Raw genomic sequence first — 20,886 nt, 5'->3', positions numbered from 1 at the left:
TTCATCCCGCACAACGACGGACGCGGCACTTGGGTTACGGACGGAGGATGATCGGACCACAGCGTCATCGAGGGCTCACGGACGGTGAGTTGGACCCGCCGGGCGGGCGGGTCGGCGGGTGGGGTCCAAACGGGCCGTTGATCAGCGGGCGTCGTCCGGCAGGAGCCGGGCCAGCGTGCGTACCGCTCGGTACTGGAGGGTCTTGATGGCGCCCTCGTTCTTGCCCATGACACGGGCGGTCTCGGCGACCGAGAGGCCCTGGAGGAAGCGCAGGGTGACGCACTCCTGCTGCTGTGGATTGAGCTTGCGTACGGCTTCGAGCAGGGCGGCGTTGGAGAGGGACTCCAGGACGGAGTCCTCGGGGGAGCGCTCGACCTCGTTGGCGTCGAGCATTTCGCCGGTGGTCACTTCGAGCCGGAAACGGCTCGACTTGAAGTGGTCGGCGACCAGGTTGCGCGCGATCGTGACCAGCCAGGCGCCGAAGTCACGGCCCTGCCAGGTGAAGGTGGAGATCCGGCGCAGGGCGCGCAGGAACGTCTCGCTGGTGAGGTCCTCGGCCGTCGCCTTGCCGCCGACGCGGTAGTAGATGTAGCGGTAGACCGTGTCGCTGTACTGGTCGTACAGCCGGCCGAAGGCGTCGGCCTCGCCGGCCTGTGCGCGCTCGACGAGATCCATCATGCGGGCGCTGTCGCTGTCGGCGGTGGGCCGGCGGGCGGTGGGCGTCGCGGACGTGCCCGTGCTGCGGCCGCCGCTCCGTCTACCGACTGCGGCACCACCGTCGGCCAGGGCATAACAGGGCCCGACGGGTGTTGCGGTGGCGAAGGCAGGGGCGCCGGCGTACGCGGTGGGGACGAAGACGCGCAGGCGGTCGACGACCGCCCCGCGCAGCGTAGCCAGGCCCGAGGCGTCAACCCCGACGTGTGGGTACACGGGACTCCCAGAGGCAGAGCTTCCATCACGTGCAGTGCGGAACCGTTCACCCATCGTGGCGATGTGCGGGGTTCCGGATTGCGTCTGAGGAGAATAACGCTTCGTGCAGGGAGCGCTACACCCAGTTGCTCAAATCGTCGATTCCGTCGCTTCTGTTACGTCTATGCGGCTATTCAAGTCGCACATAGTGAGCAGAACTTGATCGGATTACTTTCGGATCTGTCCGCGCCGGAGATCTGTTGTGCGCGCGTGCGGGCAACGGGGCAGGCGGGCCAAGGGGGCAGGGGCGAAACCCCCACAATCGAATATTCCGGCGGCCGACGACGGCCGGCGATCGCGAATGGCTGCGGACAGTGGCGAACGGGCGCCCGTCGGCGTCAGCGGCGGCGGCGGTGCAGGGCGATCGCGGCGACCGTGCCGCCCGCCAGTGCGCCGACCCCGGCGGCGGCCGGGATGCCGACCTTCGCGGCCTTGCGGCCGGTGCGGTAGTCCCGCAGCCGCCACTCGCGCTCGCGGGCGTGCTTGCGGAGTTTGGCGTCGGGGTTGACGGCGTAGGGGTGGCCGACGAGCGAGAGCATCGGGATGTCGTTGTGCGAATCGCTGTACGCGGCGCACCGGCTGAGGTCGAGGCCCTCGGCGGCGGCCAGGGCCCGTACGGCCTCGGCCTTGGCGGGCCCGTGCAGGGGCTCGCCCACCAGGCGTCCCGTATAGACGCCGTCCACCGACTCGGCGACCGTGCCGAGCGCGCCGGTCAGGCCGAGGCGGCGGGCGATGATCGTGGCGGTCTCGACCGGGGCGGCCGTCACCAGCCAGACCTTCTGGCCCGCGTCGAGGTGGGCCTGGGCCAGCGCGCGGGTGCCGGGCCAGATGCGGTCGGCCATGTACTCGTCGTAGATCTCCTCGCCGATCGACATGAGCTCGGAGACGCGGTGGCCCTTGACGATGGACAGCGCGCTGTCGCGGGCGTCCTGCATGTGCTCGGGGTCCTCGACGCCGGCCAGCCGGAACCAGGCCTGCTGCCAGGCGAAGCGGGCGAGTTCGCGGCGCTGGAAGAACTGCCTCTTGTAGAGGCCCCGGCCGAAGTGGAAGAGGGCGGCGCCCTGCATGACGGTGTTGTCGAGGTCGAAGAAGGCGGCGGCCAGGGCGTCCCCGACGACGGGGAACGTGGGCTCCGGCGGGAGCTCGTCGGCCCTGTCGCGGGCCGGTTCCACCAGCTCCGCGAGTTCCTGCGAGGACTTGCGGGCTGCCTCGGCTGCGGCCTCGCCGGCCAGCACGCTGCGCGCTGTCGCCGAGGGCCTACGACGGGTGAGCCATCCCAGTGCGGCCATGCCGTGAGCATAGCCAGTCTGTTCGGGCCCGCCCGACGCGCTGGGGATGCGATGGCGTGAACTCTGCCGGGCCATCGCGTTAAACGGACGATTCGGGCGTTATGGGTCCCGGGCCCGGCCGGGGTTGGACAATGGATGGCATGAGTCCCTTGCTGCGACGTACGAAGAAGCCGGGCGGGAACCCTGCCGACCGGGTGGTCACGCTGATCGGGAAGCCCGGTTGTCATCTGTGCGACGACGCCCAGGAGGTGATCGAGGCCGTGTGTGCCGAGACGGGCGCGTCCTGGGAGAAGAAGGACATCACTCAGGACGAGGCGCTGTACGAGGAGTACTGGGAGCAGATCCCGGTCGTGCTGGTCGACGGCGAGCGGCACACCTTCTGGCGCGTGGACCCGGCGCGTCTCAAAGGGGCACTGGCCGGCTGAACCGGGAGTGGTCGCGGGCCGCGGGCTGAACTGGCAAATGGTGGGGATCGCGATGGTTGCGGTTACCATCAAGGGTCGTTTTGCCATGGTTCGGGGGTATCGCTGTGAGGAGAGTGTGCGGCTTTGCCCTCTTCGGGTCCTGAACGGACTGAACCCGTCTGTGGTTCCGCGATCACGGCATCGACTCGCGTGAGCCCGGTCACTTTGCTCGGACAAAGCGGACACCATCTTTGTGCACGCGTTCACAAAGACATAGCCTGCATCCGACGGGGCGGCCCTGCGCCATGTGGCCGCCTACAGCCCCGCTCATCCCGCAGGAGCACCGTGGCAACTGGCCGAACTCACCGACCGGCGACCCGAAGCCGAGGAATCCCCGAGGCCACCGTCGCCAGGCTTCCGCTGTATCTGCGTGCGCTCACCGGACTCTCGGAGCGCTCCGTGCCGACGGTCTCCTCCGAGGAACTCGCGGCTGCCGCGGGGGTCAACTCCGCGAAGCTGCGCAAGGACTTCTCCTACCTCGGCTCGTACGGCACCCGTGGCGTGGGCTACGACGTCGAGTATCTCGTCTACCAGATCTCCCGTGAACTGGGTCTGACCCAGGACTGGCCGGTTGTGATCGTCGGTATCGGTAACCTCGGCGCCGCGCTCGCCAACTACGGCGGCTTCGCCTCGCGTGGTTTCCGGGTCGCGGCCCTGATAGACGCCGATCCGGCGATGGCCGGAAAGCCGGTGGCCGGGATGCCGGTGCAGCACACCGACGACCTGGAGAAGATCATCAGCGAGAACGGTGTCTCGATCGGGGTCATCGCGACCCCCGCGGGCGCCGCCCAGCAGGTCTGCGAGCGTCTGGTCGCGGCCGGGGTGACCTCCATCCTCAACTTCGCGCCGACCGTTCTGTCGGTGCCCGAGGGCGTCGACGTGCGCAAGGTCGACCTCTCCATCGAGCTCCAGATCCTCGCCTTCCACGAGCAGCGCAAGGCCGGCGAGGAAGCCGCCGTGGCCGAGGCCGCCGCCGCCGTGGTGCCGCCGGTGCGCGCCGCGGGCCATGGCCGGAAGGGACCGGACGGGGATCTGCCCGCCGTGATGCCGGCATGAGCCTTCTGGTCGTCGGCCTCAGCCACCGCAGCGCCCCGGTCAGCGTCCTGGAGCGGGCCTCCCTCTCCCCGGACGCGCAGGCCAAGCTGCTCCATGACACCCTCGCCGCCGAGCCCGCGGCCGAGGCGGCCGTGCTCGCCACCTGCAACCGCATCGAGCTGTACGCGGACGTGGACAAGTTCCACGCCGGTGTCGCCGAGCTCTCCACGCTGCTCGCCCAGCACAGCGGCGTCGGCCTGGAGGAGCTCACCCCTTATCTGTACGTGCACTACGAGGACCGGGCCGTCCACCACGTCTTCTCGGTGGCCTGCGGCCTCGACTCGATGGTCGTCGGCGAGGGGCAGATCCTCGGCCAGATCAAGGACACCCTGGCGCTCGGGCAGGAACTGCACACCGCCGGGCGGCTGTTGAACGACCTGTTCCAGCAGGCGCTGCGGGTCGGCAAGCGGGCGCACAGCGAGACCGGCATCGACCGGGCCGGGCAGTCGCTCGTCACCTTCGGTCTTGAGCAGCTCGCCGCGGGCGCGCCCGTCGAGGGCTGGGCCAAGGGCAAGCGGGCGCTGGTCATCGGCGCCGGCTCCATGTCCTCGCTCGCCGCCGCGACGCTGAGCCGGATCGGTGTCGAGGAGGTCGTGGTCGCCAACCGGACGCACGCCCGCGCCGAGCGGCTCGTGGAGATCCTCGGCGAGTCGGGCACGGCCGCGCGCGCCGTGGCGATGGCCGACGTCGCACGCGAACTGACACGAGTCGACATCGCGGTCTCCTGTACGGGGGCCACGGGTCTGGTGCTGACCGGCGAGGCGGTGGCCGAGGCCGTGGGCGAGAGCCTCACCGAGCCGGCGCCGGTCGCCGCGGTTGACGCCGCCGCGCACCTGGGGTGTCCCGTGGGCCTGACCGGAACGGCGGCCGCGGGTGCCGCGGTGGCCGGGTTCGGGGTGGTCGACGAGGCGCTCAGGGCCGATGGCGCGGCCGCCGCGGCGCCGACCACCGACGCCGACTCCCTTGAGCTGCACGGCAGTTGGGCCGAGAACACCCAGCGGCGCATCACGTATCCCCGTCGCGACATCCCCGTACAGGCAGGGCCCGTGAAGCTGGCGCTGCTCGACCTCGCCATGCCGCGGGACATCGACGCCGCCGCCCACCGGGTGCCCGGGGTGCGGCTCGTCGACATCGAGTCGCTCGCCGACGCCTCCGCCGACGCCCCGATGGCCGCCGACGTGGACCAGGTGCGCGCCATCGTCTCCGACGAGGTGGCCGCGTTCGGCGCCGCCCAGCGGGCCGCGCACATCACGCCCACCGTCGTGGCGCTGCGCGCCATGGCCGCCGAGGTGGTGGCCGGCGAGGTCGCGCGCCTGGAGGGCCGGCTGCCGGACCTCGACGCCAAGCAGCGCTCCGAGGTCACCCAGACCGTGCGCCGCGTCGTCGACAAGCTCCTGCACGCGCCGACCGTGCGGATCAAGCAGCTCGCCGCCGAGCCCGGCGGCGCCGGGTACGCGGACGCGCTGCGCACTCTCTTCGACCTCGACCCCGAGACGGTGGCCGCCGTCTCCCGGGCCGATCTGAACGACGCCGATGTCAAGAACCGAGGGCGGTCATGACCGAGAAAGCACTGAGACTCGGGACCAGGCGCAGCAAGCTCGCCATGGCCCAGTCCGGCCATGTGGCCGACGCCGTACGGCAGTTGACCGGCCGCCGGGTCGAGCTCGTGGAGATCACCACGTACGGCGACACCTCGCGTGAGCACTTGGCGCAGATCGGCGGCACCGGTGTGTTCGTCGTGGCGCTGCGCGACGCGCTGCTGCGCGGCGAGGTCGACTTCGCGGTGCACTCGCTCAAGGACCTGCCGACCGCCCACCACCCCGACCTGGTGCTCGCCGCGGTGCCGGTCCGCGAGGACCCGCGCGACGTGCTGGTCGCCCGGGACGGGCTGACCTTCGCCGAACTCCCGGACGGCGCCCGGGTGGGCACCGGTTCGCCGCGGCGGATGGCGCAGCTCAACGCGTACGCCCGCAGCCACGGGATGACGATCGAGACCGTGCCGATCCGCGGCAACATCGACACCCGCGTCGGATACGTCACCAAGGGCGAGCTCGACGCGGTGGTCCTGGCCGCCGCGGGGCTCAACCGCATCGGCCGCTCCGACGTCGTGACCGAGTCCCTGTCGGTCGACACCGTTTTGCCCGCCCCCGGCCAGGGGGCCCTGGCGATCGAGTGCACGGCAGCCAATGCCGACCTCGCCGCCGTGCTCGCCGAGCTCGACGACCCCTTCACCCGGGTCGCCGTGACCGCCGAGCGATCCCTGCTCGCCGCCCTGGAGGCCGGTTGCAGCGCACCTGTGGGCGCGCTGGCCGACGTTCTGGCCGACGGGCAGATTGTTCATGAGATGCGCCTGCGCGGAGTCGTCGGCAACCCCGACGGTTCCTCGCTGGTGCAGCTGTCCACCACCGGTCCCGTACCAACGTCGCACGACGAAGCGATGGCCCTCGGACGCGAACTCGCGGACGAGATGCTCGCCAAGGGTGCGGCCGGTCTTATGGGGGAGCGAGCACTTTGAGCCCCACCAACCACCCCACCGCAGCCGGAAACGTCACCTTCCTCGGTGCCGGTCCCGGTGACCCCGGTCTCCTGACGCTGCGCGCCGTGGAGGCGCTGGCGTCGGCCGATGTCCTGATCGCCGAGCCGGCCGTGCTCGACGTTGTTCGCGCGCACGCGCGGGCAGGTGTGGACACACCTCAGCTGACGATCATTGACGAGGCGTCAACAACCGCCGGGATCCCGGTGTTGCGGGACGCCGCCAATCTTGTCATGGAGGCCGCGCGCTCCGGCAGGCGGGTCGTCCGTGCGGTCGCCGGCGACCCGGGCCTCGACGGCGACGCCGCCGGCGAGATGCTGGCCTGCGCCTCCGAGGGCATCCCCTTCGAGGTGGTGCCGGGCGTCGCCGCCGCGGTCGGTGTGCCGGCGTACGCCGGTGTCCCGCTGCGCGGTTCCGGTGGCGCCGACGTCCGCTTCGTCGACGCCCGTACCGCCTCCGAGCGGTGCTGGGCCGAGGTCGGCGCGAGCGACGGCACGGTGGTGGTCTCCACGACCCTGGAGACCGTCGCGTCCGCCGCGGGCGAGCTGGTCTCGGCGGGCCGCAAGCCCGACACCCCGATGACGGTGACGATCGCGGGCACCACCACCCGCCAGCGGACCTGGTCCGCGACGCTGGGTTCGGTCGCCCAGGTGCTCAAGCAGGCGAAGGTGCTGCCTTCGCCGGACGGGCACCAGGCCGTCATAGCCGTGGTCGGCGAGCGCAGTGCCCCTGCCCAGCGCGACCCGCTCTCGTGGTTCGAGTCCAAGCCGCTCTTCGGCTGGCGGGTGCTCGTACCGCGTACCAAGGAGCAGTCGGCTTCGCTCTCCGACCAGCTGAGGTCGTACGGTGCCGTGCCGCACGAGGTGCCCACGATCGCCGTCGAACCGCCGCGCACGCCCCAGCAGATGGAGCGCGCGGTCAAGGGCCTGGTGACCGGACGGTACGAGTGGATCGCGTTCACCAGCGTCAACGCGGTGAAGGCGGTGCGCGAGAAGTTCGAGGAGTACGGGCTCGACGCGCGCGCGTTCGCGGGGATCAAGGTCGCCGCGGTCGGCGAGCAGACCGCGGCCTCGCTCGTGGAGTTCGGCGTGAAGCCGGACCTGGTGCCCAGCGGTGAGCAGTCGGCCGCCGGTCTCCTGGAGGACTGGCCGCCCTACGACCCGGTCTTCGACCCGATCGACCGCGTCTTCCTGCCCCGCGCCGACATCGCCACCGAGACGCTGGTGGCGGGTCTGATCGAGCTCGGCTGGGAGGTCGACGACGTCACCGCCTACCGGACGGTGCGGGCCTCGCCGCCGCCGGCCGACACCCGTGAGGCGATCAAGGGCGGCGGCTTCGACGCGGTCCTGTTCACCTCGTCCTCCACGGTGCGCAACCTGGTGGGCATCGCGGGCAAGCCGCACAACGTGACCGTCATCGCGTGCATCGGTCCCGCCACGGCGAAGACCGCGGAGGAGCACGGGCTGCGGGTGGACGTCATGGCTCCGGAACCGTCCGTGCACAAGCTGGCCCAGGCGCTCGCCGACTTCGGCGCGGCCCGCCGTGACGCGGCGGTCTCCGCGGGTGAGCACGTGACCCGGCCCAGCGAGCGCCGGCCCGGTGCGAGGCGCCGCCGCACGACGTGATCCCGGATGCCGGGCCCCTGGTCGGGGCCCGGCGCCGGGTTCCCCGTCCCGCCGGGCAGCGACGCCGCGGGGTGGCCGCCGGCTTCGGGCCGGCCGGCCCGTCCAGTGGGCCTGACGGGTGATGTTGGCGCGGATCGACGTACAGGGGCCGGGCGTATCCGGGCCCCCGCTCGATACTCGCGGCCATGACCCCCGCTCACAGAACATCGCGGCCGTGCCGCGCCGCCGTGACCGCGCTCACCGCGGTCACCGCGCTCCTCGCCCTCAGCGCCCCGGCCCCCGCCGCCGCGAGGGCCCGCACCACCGGCGAGGGCGACAACTGGCCCGCCCACTGCGCGAGTTCACACCCGTCCGGCCACGGCCCGGTGCGTGACGTCCTGCGCATCGCCGAGCAGGCCAAGCGGGAACTGAAGCTGAAGTCGGTGATCCTGCGCGTCACCGAAGACGGCCACGACGTGGTCACCTCCGCGCTCGGCGAGTCGATGACGGGGGTGCCGGCCGACCCCGCGATGCACTTCCGCAACGGCAACATCGCCATCAGCTACATGGGCACCGCCCTGATGCGCCTGGTCGACCAGGGCAGGGTGCGGCTCGACGACCCGGTCTCGCGATGGCTGCCGCACATCCCGCACGGCCGGGGCATCACCCTGCGGATGCTCGCCAACTCCACCACCGGCCTGCGCGACTACGTCCCCGACCCGGGCTTCCAGCAGGCCGTCACCGCCAACCCGTTCCGCCAGTGGACGCCCGACGAGCTCGTCTCCATCTCGACGAGCCAGGAGCCGTGGTACGCGCCGGGCACCAACTGGAGCTATTCGCACGCCAACTTCGTGCTCCTCGGCGAGGCCCTGGAAAAGATCACCCACACCCGCCTCGACCGGCTCCTCGAACGGGAGGTCCTGGGACCGCTCGGGCTGCGCGAGACCCGCAACAGCTTCACCCCCGAGATCCCCGAGCCGGCCCTGCACGCCTTCACCGCCGACCGCGGGGCCTACGAGGAATCCACGTACTGGAACCCGTCCTGGACCACCGCCCCCGGCGCGGTGGAGACCACCGACATCTGTGACCTGGCCCGCTCGGCGAGCGGCATCGGCTCGGGCGAACTGCTCTCCCGGCCCGCGTACGAGGAGCTCCTGAACCCGGGCACGGTCGGCCTCGGGCACGCGACCGCCACCTGCCCCGCCACGGTCTGTCTGGCCCAGACCGAGGAGACCCACTACGGCATGGGCGTGGTGGTCCTCAACGACTGGGTCTCCCAGCACCCCCTGTTCTTCGGGTACTCGGCCTCGATGGCGTACCTGCCGTCCGAGCGGCTCGCCATCGCGGTGTCGACCACGCAGGATCCCGGTTCCGTCGACGGCCACACCGCCCACACCATCGTGCAGCGCATCGCCGCCGCCCTGACCCCCGACCATCCGATCCCCGACTTCGGCTGAGGGGCCCGCGGCCGCCGGGGAGGGGCGGGGGGTGGGGAAAGGGGCCCTCCCGGGCGGCGTAGCGTAGAGGCATGACTGAGTACGGATCCTTCCCCGGGGCCCGGCCCCGTCGGCTGCGCACCACCCCCGCCATGCGCCGCATGGTCGCGGAGACCCGGCTGCACCCCGCCGACCTCATCCTCCCCGCCTTCGTACGGGAAGGGATCACCGAGCCCATCCCCATCCAGGCCATGCCGGGCGTGGTGCAGCACAGCCTCGACACGCTGCGGAAGGCCGCCGTCGAGGCGGTGGACGCGGGCGTCGCCGGGATCATGCTCTTCGGGGTGCCCGAGGACGCCAAGAAGGACGGCGCCGGGACGGCCGGGACGGACCCCGACGGGATCCTCCAGGTCGCCATCCGCGCGGTGAAGGAGGAGGTCGGCGACGAGCTCGTCATCATGTCCGACCTGTGTCTCGACGAGTACACCGACCACGGGCACTGCGGGGTCCTCGACGCGGACGGGCGCGTCGACAACGACGCCACCCTGGAGCGCTACGCCGAGATGGCCCAGGTGCAGGCCGACGCGGGCGTCCACGTGGTGGGCCCCTCGGGGATGATGGACGGCCAAGTCGGCGTCATCCGCGACGCGTTGGACCAGACCGGCCACGAGGACGTGTCCATCCTGGCCTACACCGCCAAGTACTCCTCCGCCTTCTACGGCCCCTTCCGCGAGGCCGTCGGCTCCTCCCTGCGCGGCGACCGCAAGACGTACCAGCAGGACCCGGCCAACTCCCGTGAATCGTTGCGGGAGTTGGCGCTCGACCTGGCCGAGGGCGCGGACATGGTCATGGTCAAGCCGGCCGGTCCCTACCTCGACATTCTGGCCAAGGTCGCCGAGTCGGTGGACGTGCCCGTCGCGGCGTACCAGATCAGCGGCGAGTACGCGATGATCGAGGCCGCCGCCGAGAAGGGCTGGATCGAGCGCGACCGGGCGATCCTGGAGACCCTGACCGGCATCAAGCGGGCCGGCGCGCACATGATCCTCACGTACTGGGCGACCGAGGTCGCCAAGGGCCTGTAGGCCCGGCCCCGGGGCGCCGCCTGCCCGTCAACTTCCGCCGCCTGGAGGGCAGTTGACGGGAAGCGGTGTGCCGGTGCCCCGCACCCCTCAGGCGGCAGCGTCCCTGGCCTTGCGTGCCTCCGCCCGCCCGACCAGCAGTGTCGTCAGCGCGTACGCCGCCGCCGCGATCACCGCCGCCACGCCGTACGCGGACAGGGCGGCCCGCCACCCGGGGACGATCCACGCGATCCCGATGCCCAGGCCTGCCAGAGCGACCGTGGTCATCGTGATCGCTCCGGGCTGCCACGGAGGCCGGTCGGGCAGGCACGCAGGACTCCGCACCGACCACAGGCCGACCGCGAGCAGTCCGAGCCCGCCCGATCCGAGGGCCAACCCCCAGGCCAGAAAGGCCCGGTAGTCGCCGCGCGGATCCTCGGTCGTGTACCAGCGCGCGTTCGCCCAGTCGATGTACCGGACCGACCCCTCCCAGTAGGTCAGGCCGATGTGCTTCCCCACCAGTTCCCCGTGCGACTCCTGGCCCTTGCCCGCGAATGAGAGGGCGGGTGTGCTGCCGTCGGCGTCTTTGACGTGGAGCCACAGGGTGTGTCTCTTGGGGCCGCGCACGGTGGTGCGCTCGATCACCGCCGGCACCGGGCGCAGGCAGTCCGGGGCGGACACCCCCGGCGGACAGGCGCGGGCCGCCCGGAAATCCCGCTCGGTCGCCAGCGCCTTCGGCATCGACACGAGCAGCAGCCACGCCGTCACCAGCAGCAGGACCGAGCCGAGCGCTGTCGTCGTGATCAGTATCCGTCTCCTGGACTGCCCGGCCACCGGCCGGACGGCGCCCCCCGCCCCCGCTTCGTTCATGTGTTCATGATGCTCCCCGGATGATCGATCATCGCGTTAGGGATGCGCTAAGGAAACCAGTCCCTAGTCCCACCGGAAGGTCCAACTCCCCTTGCCTAGAAGGGATGCCGCGTGCTCCGGCAGGTCGGTCACTATCGCCTCGGGGCAGAACGCGAAGTGCTCCGCCGCAAGGACCAAGGCCTCTTCTTCGTCGGTGGGTGGCGCCGCCACCGACATCGTGAGGTGGTCCGGTGTCAGCCCCACCACCCGCACCCCGAACCGGTCCTCCCACGAGCGCAGCACCGCGCACAGCGGCGCCACGTCCTGCTCGTGGTGCAGGGAGCCGCCCCAGCCGATCGCCGCCGGTATGTCCGCGCTGCGGCGGGCCGGGACCAGGGCCGCGCGGGCCCCCTTCAACGCGCCCTCGACCACCGCCGCGCGCGCCACCTCGGCCGCCCTGCGGTCCGGGTCCTCCTGAAGCGCGGGGGCCTCCGCGAGGCCCGGCCAGTCCTGGGCCCCGAAGCCCAGCTCGTCCCCCGCGTACGCCGCCCAGGACTCCGCCAGCACGTCCTCCGGGTGGTGGTCGCCCGGATACGACATCTCCTGCGGAGCCAGCTCCCACTCCGTCAACTCCCTTGCACCGCCGAGCAGTACGGGATGCAGGCCCGCCGCCCTGCGCGCCCCGGCGAGCCGCGCCCAGTCCTCCGGCCCGGCCGGTTCGTCCGCGTACCAGAACCAGGGCTCGGCCACCGGCCCCATCAGCCTGCCCGGCGGCAGGGCGAGGCCCAGCGCCCTACCGGTCGGATCGTGCGTCAACTGCGGGAGTGGATTCGCGAGCATCGCCATGCCCTCGAATGTAGATCCCACCACTGACAACGCGGGTCCGCTCGGAGAGCGGGTGGTTCAGAGGGTGGTCAGGAAGCCGTGCCAGGCGGCGGGGTTCAGGGTGAGGGTGGGGCCGTCGGGGTTCTTGGAGTCGCGGATGTGGATGGCGGAGGGGTGGGCCGCCACCTCGACGCACTCGCCGCCTTCGTCACTGCTGTAGCTCGACTTGCGCCAGTCGCAGGCCATTTCGAGGCACTGCCCGCCATCGCTGCCGCTGTAGCTGGACTTGAACCACTTCGGTGCGCCGATGCTCATTGCTCTCCTAGCAAACGGTCCAACAGGCCCCTGGAATCCTCGGTGTTGAGGGCCTGAGTCCGCAGCATCGCATACCTCTGTGCCAGGATGCTCACCTCGTCGGGGTCGGAGATGATTTGGCTGCCTCGCTGGGTCTCGGTGTAGCCGAGGTGCTGATGATCCGGCGTCTCCAGGAGCGTGAACGGGCCGTCGAGAGCGGCATGCCGATTCAGCCCGAACGGCATGATCTGGAGCGAGATTCCCGGTAGCTCCCCGCACCGGCGGAGATGGCGCAAGACCTCCCGACGCACCTGGCCGCCCCCGAGGCGGTCCATCAGCACGGTCTGTGCGATGACGAAGCTGATCGTCGGCGGCTCCTTCCGGTGGAGTATTTCCTGCCGCTCCAGCCGCGCCGCGACCTGCGCGACGATCTCGTCCTCGCTCATCGCGGGCACCTTGCTCAGGAACACCGCCTGCGCGTAGTTCTCCGTCTGGAGCAGGCCCGGCAGTACCTGGTTCTCGAACCAGGACAGCGCGATGGCCTCCCGCTCCAGGTCCATGTACTCCTCCGCCCACGCGGGGATCAGGTCGATCTCCGGCATGTTGGCCACCGCTGTCTCCAGCGCGCCCTTCGTGTCGAGGATGCCGTCCAGGGCGCGGGCGAGGTCGGGTTTCAGGAGGCGGCGGCCCTGCTCGATCGACGCGACCATATCCAGGTGGAGGAGGGCGCGCTGGGCGAGTTCGCGCTGGGTCATGCCGGCGGCTTCGCGGAAGTTCGCCACGAGGGCGCCGACCAGCTTCATCGCTGACGTGTTCTTCCGGGACCGCTTCCTAGGGCGTCGCATGTCCTGCCAACTCCCCATGGGCGCGCGTACGTTACGCATTTCCGACCCGTACAAAAAATGTGTACGGGTCGGCGCACTGCACCCCGCGTCGCCCCCTCCGCAACTCTCCCCCCATGACCCAGAACGAAATCCGCGAACGCTTCTACCTCCGGCGGCGCCAATCCGTACCCGCCGCAAGGGAGTTCGCCGAGGTGGCCCTCTCCGACTGGGGGTTCTTCCACCGGATTGACGACATCCTGCTCTGCGTCAGCGAGCTCGCCACCAATGCACTGCTGCACGGGGTACCGCCGGGCCGGGGGTTTCTGCTGCGGATGGCGCTGTGCGGCGGGGCCGTGCTGCGGGTCGAGGTGCAGGACAGCGGGGGCGGGGTGCCCCGGATCGCGGACGCGGCGGACGAGGGTGGGCGGGGGCTGCTGCTCGTCGAGGCGGTGGCCGACAAGTGGGGGGTGGGGGAGCGGGAGCCCGGCAAGGCGGTGTGGTGCGAGTTCGTGTGTCCGGGGCCGGGTTGAGACGTGCGGCCGTGGGCACAGGGTCAAGCCTTGAGATGGGTGACCGGATGGTGGGATGGCCGGATGGGGGTGGCGGGCCGCTGCGTAGGGTGCCGGGTAGTAGGACGTCCGAGCAACCGACAGGAGCCGCCCCCATGCCTGCCCCCTCATCGGCCGCCGCCGCCGTCCCCGCGCTCGCCGCACGTGCCGCTTCCGTCGGTGCCTCGCCCGTACGGGAGATCCTCGCGCTGACCGCCCGGCCCGAGGTGATCTCGTTCGCGGGAGGGCTCCCCGCGCCCGAGCTGTTCGACGGCGCGGGCATGGCCGCCGCGTTCCGCGCGGTGATGGAGGAGCAGGCGAGCGTGGCGCTCCAGTACTCCACCACCGAGGGCAGCCCGGCGCTGCGGGGCGCGACCGCCGCCCGGGTCGCCCGGCGGGGGCTGCCGACCGGCGCCGACGACCTGCTGATAACCACCGGGTCCCAGCAGGGCCTCACCCTCCTCGCGGCGGCCCTGCTGGAACCGGGCGACGTGGTCCTGGTCGAAGACCCCTGCTACCTCGCCGCGTTGCAGGTCTTCGGCTTCGCGGGGGCCCAGATCATCGCCGTGCCCTGCGACGAGGACGGCCCCGACCCGGCCGCCCTCGACGAGCTCGTCGCCCGCGAACGCCCCAAGCTCTTCTACTGCGTCCCCACCTTCCAGAACCCGACCGGCCGCACCATGACCGCCGAGCGGCGCCGCGCGGTGGCCGACGTGGCGGTGCGGCGCGGGCTGTGGATCGTCGAGGACGACCCGTACGGCGAGCTGCGCTACGAGGGCGAGCACGTGCCCTGGATCTCCTCGTACGAGGACGCCGCCGACCGCACCGTGCTGCTCAGCAGCTACTCGAAGATCATGGCGCCGGGCCTGCGCATCGGCTGGCTGCGGGCGCCCCGCGCGCTGCTGCGGGCCTGTGTGATCGCCAAGCAGGCCTCCGATCTGCACACCCCGACCGTCAACCAGCTCGCCGCCGCCCGCTATCTGGCCGACCGGGACCTGGACGCGCACATCGCCATCGTGCGGGCCGCCTACGGCGAACGCCGCGACGCCATGCTCGCGGGCCTGCCCGACGCGCTGCCCGAGGGCTCGACCTGGAACCGGCCCGAGGGCGGCATGTTCCTGTGGGCCCGCCTGCCGGAGGGGAGTGACGCAACTGCCTTGCTCAGCAAGGTCATTGAGTACGACGTGGCGTACGTTCCCGGCGCGCCCTTCTTCGCCGGAGCGGCGGACCCGGCCGCGCTGCGGCTGTGCTTCGTCACGTCCGCCCCGGACGAGATCGCGGAGGGGCTGGCGCGGTTGGGGCGCGCGCTCAAGGGGTGAGGTGCGCCTAGGGGTGCGGGGCGCTCAAGGGGCGCGGTGCTGCCTCAACCCCCTTGCCTTCGCGGTCAGTTGACGGGGCCACCGTCCCCCTTCGGCTTGGCGCGTACGTGCATGCGCTCGCCCTGGCGGCCGAAGAGGCTCAGCACCTCCACGGGGCGGCCGTCGGCGCTGCTGAACCAGTGCGGGACCTTGGTGTCCCACTCGGCGACCTCGCCGGGGCCCAGCACCAGGTCGTGCTGTCCCAGGACGAGACGCAGCCGGCCGTCCAGGACGTACAACCACTCGTAACCCTCGTGCGAGCGGAGCTCCGGCTCGGCGCCCCGGTCCGGGATGACCAGCTTGTACGCCTGGAGGGGGCCGGGCGAGCGGGTCAGCGGGACGAAAGTGCCGCCGTTCGCGTGGGGGCGCGGGCTCAGCCGTACCCGGGGGTCGCCGACCTCGGGCGCGCCCACCAGATCGTCCAGCGGCACGCCGTACGCGTGGGCCAGCGGAAGCAAAAGCTCCAGGCTGGGGCGGCGCTGGCCCGATTCGAGGCGGGACAGGGTGCTCTTGGAGATGCCGGTCGTCTCGGCGAGCGCGGCCAGGGTCAGTCCGCGCCGGGCACGCAGCCGCTTGAGCCGGGGGCCGACCTCGTCGAGCACGGCCTGGTGGGGGGAGGGGGTCGGCTGTGTGGTCGTGTGCCGCTCGGGCGGCTGCTTGCTGGCCATACGGGCATTTCACCCCACGATCCCGGGATCGGCAACGAATGTTGCCGTTCTCGGCACGCGGGAGCACCTTCTGCGGCATGAGCCCGTACGGCGGGCTCCGGTCGGAGAGCGGGGTTCATGGTGAGATCCATCGACGCGAGGGTGCCCGGGACGGCGACGGGACGCGAGGGGCAGAGGTCGGGTTCGGGGCGGTGGGCGCTCGCCGGGCTTTCGCTGTCGATGCTGCTCTCCTCGCTGGGCACGAGCATCGCCAATGTGGGCCTGCCGACCCTGGCGCACGCCTTCGACGCCTCGTTCCAACAGGTCCAATGGGTCGTGTTGGCCTACCTGTTGGCGGTCACGACGCTGATCGTCGGCGCCGGAAAGCTGGGCGATCTTCTCGGACGCCGACGGCTGCTCCTGTCCGGCATCCTGCTGTTCACCGTGGCCTCGGCGGCGTGCGGGGCCGCGCCCACGCTGTGGCTGCTCGTCGCGGGGCGCGCGGCGCAGGGGCTCGGGGCGGCGGTGATGATGGCCCTGACCATGGCGTTCGTGGGGGAGACGGTCCCCAAGGAGCGGACCGGCCGGGCGATGGGGCTGCTCGGCACGATGTCCGCGGTCGGCACCGCGCTCGGCCCGTCGCTGGGAGGCGTCCTGCTCTCCGGCTTCGGCTGGCGGGCGATCTTCTACGTCACGGTGCCGCTGGGGGTGGCGACGCTGCTGCTGGCGCGCCGCCAACTGCCCCCGGGTCGGCTTGAGTTGGGCTCGTCCCGGCCCGCCTTCGACCACGTGGGTACGGTGCTGCTCGCCGTCGCACTCGGCGCGTACGCGCTGGCCATGACCCTGGGCCACGGGCGCGTCGGCCCGCTCATGGGGGTGCTGCTCGTGGCGGCGGTGCTGGCGGGCGTTCTGTTCGTACGGGTCGAGAAGCGGACGGCTTCCCCGCTGGTGCGGCCGGCCATGTTCCGGGACCGGGCCCTGAGCGCGAGCCTCGTCATGAGCACGCTCGTCTCGACGGTGATGATGGCGACGCTGGTGGTCGGCCCGTTCTACCTCACGCGTGCGCTCGGTCTGCGCGACGCGCTGGTGGGGCTGGTCCTGTCCACGGGGCCGCTCGTCGCGGCGGTGACGGGGGTGCCGGCGGGGCGGGTCGTGGACCGCTGGGGCACGTACCGCACGACGGTGGCGGGGCTCGGGGCGTCGGCGCTCGGCTGCGTGCTGCTGGCCGTGTCGCCTCTGTCCCTTGGCGTAGTGGGTTACGTCGTGCCGCTGGCGGTGGTGACGGCCGGGTACGCGGTGTTCCAGACGGCGAACAACACGGCGGTGATGAGGGGCGTCGGGGTGTCGCGGCGCGGGCTGGTGTCTGGGGTGCTCCAGTTGTCCCGGAACCTGGGGCTGGTTACGGGGTCGTCCGTGATGGGAGCGGTATTTGCTCTCGCGGCGGGGGTTCGGGATGTCGCGGTGGCGGGGGAGGGGGCGGTGGGCTTCGGGATGCGGGTCACGTTCGGGGTGGCGGCGGGGTTGCTGCTGCTCGCCTTGGCGGCGGCGCCGGCGGCCAGGCCTCCGCGCAGTTCCCCGCGCCCCTGAACCCGCTTGCGCCTGCGGGGCGTTGCTTTTTGCGCAGTTCCCCGCGCCCCTGAGCCCGCTGTCGGCGTGCGGGCCGTGGTGGCTTTTGCGCAGTTCCCCGCGCCCCCAAAACCCGTCTTCGCCCGCAGACCGTGGGTGGCTGGTCGCGCAGTTCCCCGCGCCCCCAAGAAAACCCGTTTTCGTCTGCGGGCCGTGGGTGGCTGGTCGCGCAGTTCCCCGCGCCCCCAAGAAAACCCGTTTTCGTCTGCGGGCCGTGGGTGGCTGGTCGCGCAGTTCCCCGCGCCCCCAAGAAAACCCGTTTTCGTCTGCGGGCCGTGGGTGGCTGGTCGCGCAGTTCCCCGCGCCCCCAAGAAAACCCGTTTTCGTCTGCGGGCCGTGGGTGGCTGGTCGCGCAGTTCCCCGCGCCCCCAAGAAAACCCGTTTTCGTCTGCGGGCCGTGGGTGGCTGGTCGCGCAGTTCCCCGCGCCCCCAAGAAAACCCGTTTTCGTCTGCGGGCCGTGGGTGGCTGGTCGCGCAGTTCCCCGCGCCCCCAAGAAAACCCGTTTTCGTCTGCGGGCCGTGGGTGGCTGGTCGCGCAGTTCCCCGCGCCCCCAAGAAAACCCGTTTTCGTCTGCGGGCCGTGGGTGGCTGGTCGCGCAGTTCCCCGCGCCCCCAAGAAAACCCGTTTTCGTCTGCGGGCCGTGAGTGGCTGGTCGCGCAGTTCCCCGCGCCCCCAAGAAAACCCGTTTTCGTCTGCCGGTCGTGCGTGGCTGGTCGCGCAGTTCCCCGCGCCCCTTAGCCACTCGATGCTGGCCGGCACCTCAGCCTGTCCGGCGATTGAGGACGAGCGCCCTTCAGGCGCGAACGGGGTCTGGGGCGGAGCCCCAGGGGCCGAACCTTTCAGTCCGCTGCACGGGCGGGTGGGTGGGCAAAGGTGCTCGGGGTCTGGGGCGGAGCCCCCGGGGCCGGACCCTTCAATCCCCGTCACGGGCGGGTGGGTGGGCAAACGCGTTGGGGGCTGGGGCGGAGCCCCAGGGGGCCGGGACCGACCAGCCCGCTGCACGGGCGGGTGGGTGGGCAAAGGGGCCCGGGGGCGGAGGCCCACGGGGTTACCAGGAGGCGAGGGTGGACAGGTCGGGCTGCCAGTACGTGGAGGTCGCCTGGGCATCCACCACAGCCACCCCCTTCGACAACGCCGCATACGCCGACCGCCCCGTCGACTCCATCCCGACCTTCCCCCGGAAGAACACGACGACCTGCCCCGCCTGGTAGGACGGAGTCCCGTCGGGTTCCCCCATCGTCCGCACCATGGCGTACGCCGACGCCCCCGGCGCCAACGACACCACCGCCTGCGGAATCGTGTCCTTGTCGACCGCGATCGGGGACTGCGCGTTGGAGAAGGCGACCGCAGGCGCGTCGTAGGCGTTGCACGGCGTCTTGCCGGTGTTGGTGGCCGTCAGCAGGATGTGGTTGATCGGGCGCGACACCGGCGTCGCGGTCAGCTTCACATTGGCGCCGGTGCACGGCGCGTCGGTGCCACCCCCACCACCCGTACCCCCGGACGCCGGCTTCTTCGTGGACTTGCCGGTCGCCTTAGCCGGCGTACCGGGGCTGTGCTTCCCGGCGCCCGGGCCCGAGCCCGAGCCCGAGCCCGAGCCGGACGAGCCAGACCCCGCACCCGCAGGGTCACCCGTCGCCGGGGCGGACGCGGACCCGGACGCCGAGGCGGACGGCTTGTCGCCCGCCTCGGAGCCCGACCCGCTGCCGCAGGCCGTCAGGGCGAGGGCGGCGACGAGCGTGGTGGTCGCGGCGGCGGCGATGCGGAAGTTGGTGCGCATGGTGGTGGGTGCTCCCCGTGTGAGTGACGTACGCGTCAGCGGTGGTAGTGGTGGATCAGCGTGACGAGGGTGGCGATGGCGACGGCCAGAACGACCACGGCCAGGGAATCCGCCACGTTGAACCGGATGCGGAATCGCATGGACTGCTCCCGGAGCGGGCTGTTCGGCTGCTTGCTGCACCTACCTTGCGGGCCGGTCCGACGGCCCGGCAACGAGCAAGGGACAATGGGGGAAGCTGGAACGCTGAAACACCCTTTGACCTGGGGAAACGACCTGTCCCTGGAATGCGTTCCTGGGATGGATGGGGAGGGAACCGGGGCATGGCGACAACCGAGTCCGAGCAGTTCGCGGCGCTCTTGCGGGAGTTGAAGGACCGCTCCGGACGCAGTTACGGAGTGCTCGCGGGCCGCCTCCACATGAGTACGTCCACGCTCCACCGGTACTGCAACGGCGACGCGGTCCCGAACGAGTACGCCCCAGTGGAGCGGCTCGCCCGGCTGTGCGGGGCGAGCCCCGAGGAGTCCGTCGAGCTGCACCGGCGCTGGATCCTGGCGGACGAGGCGCGGCGCCGCGCACGCGGGACGACCCCGCCCCAGCCCCCCGCCGCTACCGCTGCCGCTGCCGAAAGCACCCCCGAGAACCCGCCCGGGGCCGCGCCCACCGAACCCACCGAACCCACCCCGCCCGTCGACGCCGAGCTGCCCGCCGTCGGGCCGGCCGTGGCCGGGAAGCGGGTGCGCCGGCCAGGGCTGCCCGGAAGGCGGCTCAGCAAGAGGACGCGGCTCGCGCTCATCGGCGCCGCCGTCGTCGCGGTCGCGGTGCCGGTGACAGCGCTCGCCACCCTGTCGGACCGGCCGAGCGGCAGCGGCAGCAGCAGCGACACCGTCGCCGACGCCGGAACGAGTACGCCGCTCGGCACGCGCAGCGCGGCGCGGCCGTCGGCCAGTGCCAGTCCGAGCCCCGGCGCGAGTGGAAGCCCGAGCCCGTCCGGCTCGTCTGCCGCTCCGTCCGTCCCGGGCACCCCGGTGTCCAAGGGGCAGAAGAAGCAGGCGCCCGTGGAGGGCGTTCCGCTGAGCGTCGGCATCGGCTCGTACGACTGGGACGGGCCGTGCGGGAAGTTCTTCCTGCTGGACCAGAAGCCCGGCGCGGTGCCGCCGCCGCCGACCAACGAGCAGGACCGGCGCGCCTGGGCGCGGGCGCTGGGCGGGGTCGACGGCGGGGAGCTGAAACTGGAGCTGGCCGCGACCGGCAAGACCCAGGACGCGGTGGTGATCACCGGGATCGACGTGCGGGTGGTGGGCCGTCAGGCGCCGCTCGACTGGACGGCGTACTCGATGGGTTCGGGATGCGGCGGCGTTGTCGAACCGCAGAGTTTCGACATCGACCTCGACGCGGCCCAGCCGGTCACCAAGCCGGTCGCGGGCCGGCAGGCCGACGGCAAGGTCCCGGCCCGCGACTTCCCCTTCAAGGTGTCCACCAGCGACCCCGAGGTCTTCGACCTGAACGTGCACACCGAGGCGCACGACGTGAGCTGGTACCTGGAGGTCTCCTGGAGCAGCGGCGACCGCTCGGACAAGATCCGCGTGGACGACCACGGCAAGCCGTTCCACACCAGCGCCATCAAGGGCCGCCCGGCGTACGAGTACCGCCTGGACACCAATGTGTGGGACCACCTGGACATCGGGTGAA

At 71.7% G+C, this 20,886-nt stretch carries 19 protein-coding genes; 11 read left to right on the top strand and 8 right to left on the bottom strand.

Going from position 1 to position 20,886, the window contains the following annotated elements:
- Window positions 1-141: 141 nt before the first annotated feature.
- Both DWB77_RS16930 and DWB77_RS16925 read right to left on the bottom strand, forming a co-directional pair.
- Window positions 142-930, bottom strand: coding sequence for an ECF subfamily RNA polymerase sigma factor, BldN family (locus DWB77_RS16930; protein ID WP_053724590.1), 789 nt, complete (start codon window positions 928-930; stop codon window positions 142-144).
- Between the two features lie 377 nt (window positions 931-1,307).
- A complete protein-coding gene (locus DWB77_RS16925; protein WP_120722062.1) occupies window positions 1,308-2,258 on the bottom strand; it encodes an HAD family hydrolase in 951 nt (316 codons plus the stop codon).
- A 140-nt stretch (window positions 2,259-2,398) separates the two neighbouring features.
- Here DWB77_RS16925 and DWB77_RS16920 point away from each other — a divergent pair, with 140 nt between their 5' ends.
- The 7 genes from DWB77_RS16920 (at window position 2,399) to hemB (ending at window position 10,472) form a co-directional block, all read left to right on the top strand.
- Window positions 2,399-2,683, top strand: coding sequence for a glutaredoxin family protein (locus DWB77_RS16920; protein ID WP_120722061.1), 285 nt, complete (start codon window positions 2,399-2,401; stop codon window positions 2,681-2,683).
- 324 nt (window positions 2,684-3,007) lie between these two features.
- The gene (locus DWB77_RS16915) at window positions 3,008-3,778 is read left to right on the top strand and encodes a redox-sensing transcriptional repressor Rex (protein ID WP_120722060.1); all 771 of its coding nucleotides are present in this window, start codon (window positions 3,008-3,010) and stop codon (window positions 3,776-3,778) included.
- Complete coding sequence (locus DWB77_RS16910; protein WP_120722059.1) at window positions 3,775-5,376, top strand: glutamyl-tRNA reductase; 1,602 nt, start codon at window positions 3,775-3,777, stop codon at window positions 5,374-5,376. Before DWB77_RS16915 ends, DWB77_RS16910 begins: the two co-directional genes overlap by 4 nt.
- Window positions 5,373-6,332 (top strand): hydroxymethylbilane synthase, encoded by a 960-nt coding sequence (gene hemC, locus DWB77_RS16905; protein ID WP_120722058.1) that lies wholly within the window; start codon window positions 5,373-5,375, stop codon window positions 6,330-6,332. Before DWB77_RS16910 ends, hemC begins: the two co-directional genes overlap by 4 nt.
- Complete coding sequence (locus tag DWB77_RS16900) at window positions 6,329-7,975, top strand: uroporphyrinogen-III synthase (protein ID WP_120722057.1); 1,647 nt, start codon at window positions 6,329-6,331, stop codon at window positions 7,973-7,975. Before hemC ends, DWB77_RS16900 begins: the two co-directional genes overlap by 4 nt.
- Window positions 7,976-8,160: 185 nt before the next feature.
- On the top strand, window positions 8,161-9,411 hold the full coding sequence (locus DWB77_RS16895) for a serine hydrolase domain-containing protein (RefSeq protein ID WP_120722056.1): 1,251 nt from the start codon (window positions 8,161-8,163) through the stop codon (window positions 9,409-9,411).
- Window positions 9,412-9,482: 71 nt separating this feature from the next.
- On the top strand, window positions 9,483-10,472 hold the full coding sequence (hemB, locus tag DWB77_RS16890; protein WP_120722055.1) for a porphobilinogen synthase: 990 nt from the start codon (window positions 9,483-9,485) through the stop codon (window positions 10,470-10,472).
- A gap of 87 nt (window positions 10,473-10,559) precedes the next feature.
- Here the strand turns inward: hemB and DWB77_RS16885 are convergent, their stop codons facing one another.
- The 4 genes from DWB77_RS16885 to DWB77_RS16870 form a co-directional block, all read right to left on the bottom strand.
- Window positions 10,560-11,318 (bottom strand): hypothetical protein, encoded by a 759-nt coding sequence (locus DWB77_RS16885; protein ID WP_120722054.1) that lies wholly within the window; start codon window positions 11,316-11,318, stop codon window positions 10,560-10,562.
- 63 nt (window positions 11,319-11,381) lie between these two features.
- Window positions 11,382-12,143 (bottom strand): DUF4253 domain-containing protein, encoded by a 762-nt coding sequence (locus DWB77_RS16880; RefSeq protein ID WP_120722053.1) that lies wholly within the window; start codon window positions 12,141-12,143, stop codon window positions 11,382-11,384.
- Between the two features lie 57 nt (window positions 12,144-12,200).
- Window positions 12,201-12,437, bottom strand: a complete 237-nt coding sequence (locus tag DWB77_RS16875) for a DUF397 domain-containing protein (RefSeq protein ID WP_120722052.1) — start codon at window positions 12,435-12,437, stop codon at window positions 12,201-12,203.
- Window positions 12,434-13,219 carry a helix-turn-helix domain-containing protein gene (locus tag DWB77_RS16870; RefSeq protein WP_120722051.1) on the bottom strand — a complete coding sequence of 262 codons (786 nt, stop codon included), beginning with the start codon at window positions 13,217-13,219 and terminating at the stop codon, window positions 12,434-12,436. The genes DWB77_RS16875 and DWB77_RS16870 overlap by 4 nt, the downstream gene beginning before the upstream one ends.
- A gap of 155 nt (window positions 13,220-13,374) precedes the next feature.
- Between DWB77_RS16870 and DWB77_RS16865 the strand changes: the two genes are divergently transcribed.
- On the top strand, window positions 13,375-13,770 hold the full coding sequence (locus DWB77_RS16865; protein WP_120722050.1) for an ATP-binding protein: 396 nt from the start codon (window positions 13,375-13,377) through the stop codon (window positions 13,768-13,770).
- A 134-nt stretch (window positions 13,771-13,904) separates the two neighbouring features.
- Complete coding sequence (locus DWB77_RS16860; protein ID WP_120722049.1) at window positions 13,905-15,107, top strand: PLP-dependent aminotransferase family protein; 1,203 nt, start codon at window positions 13,905-13,907, stop codon at window positions 15,105-15,107.
- Between the two features lie 65 nt (window positions 15,108-15,172).
- Here the strand turns inward: DWB77_RS16860 and DWB77_RS16855 are convergent, their stop codons facing one another.
- Window positions 15,173-15,814, bottom strand: coding sequence for a helix-turn-helix domain-containing protein (locus DWB77_RS16855; protein WP_120722048.1), 642 nt, complete (start codon window positions 15,812-15,814; stop codon window positions 15,173-15,175).
- A gap of 117 nt (window positions 15,815-15,931) precedes the next feature.
- Between DWB77_RS16855 and DWB77_RS16850 the strand changes: the two genes are divergently transcribed.
- On the top strand, window positions 15,932-17,380 hold the full coding sequence (locus DWB77_RS16850; RefSeq protein WP_120722047.1) for an MFS transporter: 1,449 nt from the start codon (window positions 15,932-15,934) through the stop codon (window positions 17,378-17,380).
- 1,088 nt (window positions 17,381-18,468) lie between these two features.
- Here the strand turns inward: DWB77_RS16850 and DWB77_RS37810 are convergent.
- The gene (locus DWB77_RS37810; protein ID WP_162952544.1) at window positions 18,469-19,197 is read right to left on the bottom strand and encodes a DUF4232 domain-containing protein; all 729 of its coding nucleotides are present in this window, start codon (window positions 19,195-19,197) and stop codon (window positions 18,469-18,471) included.
- Window positions 19,198-19,517: 320 nt separating this feature from the next.
- Between DWB77_RS37810 and DWB77_RS16835 the strand changes: the two genes are divergently transcribed.
- Complete coding sequence (locus tag DWB77_RS16835) at window positions 19,518-20,885, top strand: helix-turn-helix domain-containing protein (RefSeq protein ID WP_120722044.1); 1,368 nt, start codon at window positions 19,518-19,520, stop codon at window positions 20,883-20,885.
- Window position 20,886: the final 1 nt, after the last annotated feature.

The sequence above is a fragment of the Streptomyces hundungensis genome (assembly GCF_003627815.1).
Taxonomy (GTDB): domain Bacteria; phylum Actinomycetota; class Actinomycetes; order Streptomycetales; family Streptomycetaceae; genus Streptomyces; species Streptomyces hundungensis_A.
This window is presented reverse-complemented; position numbering and strand designations above follow the sequence as displayed.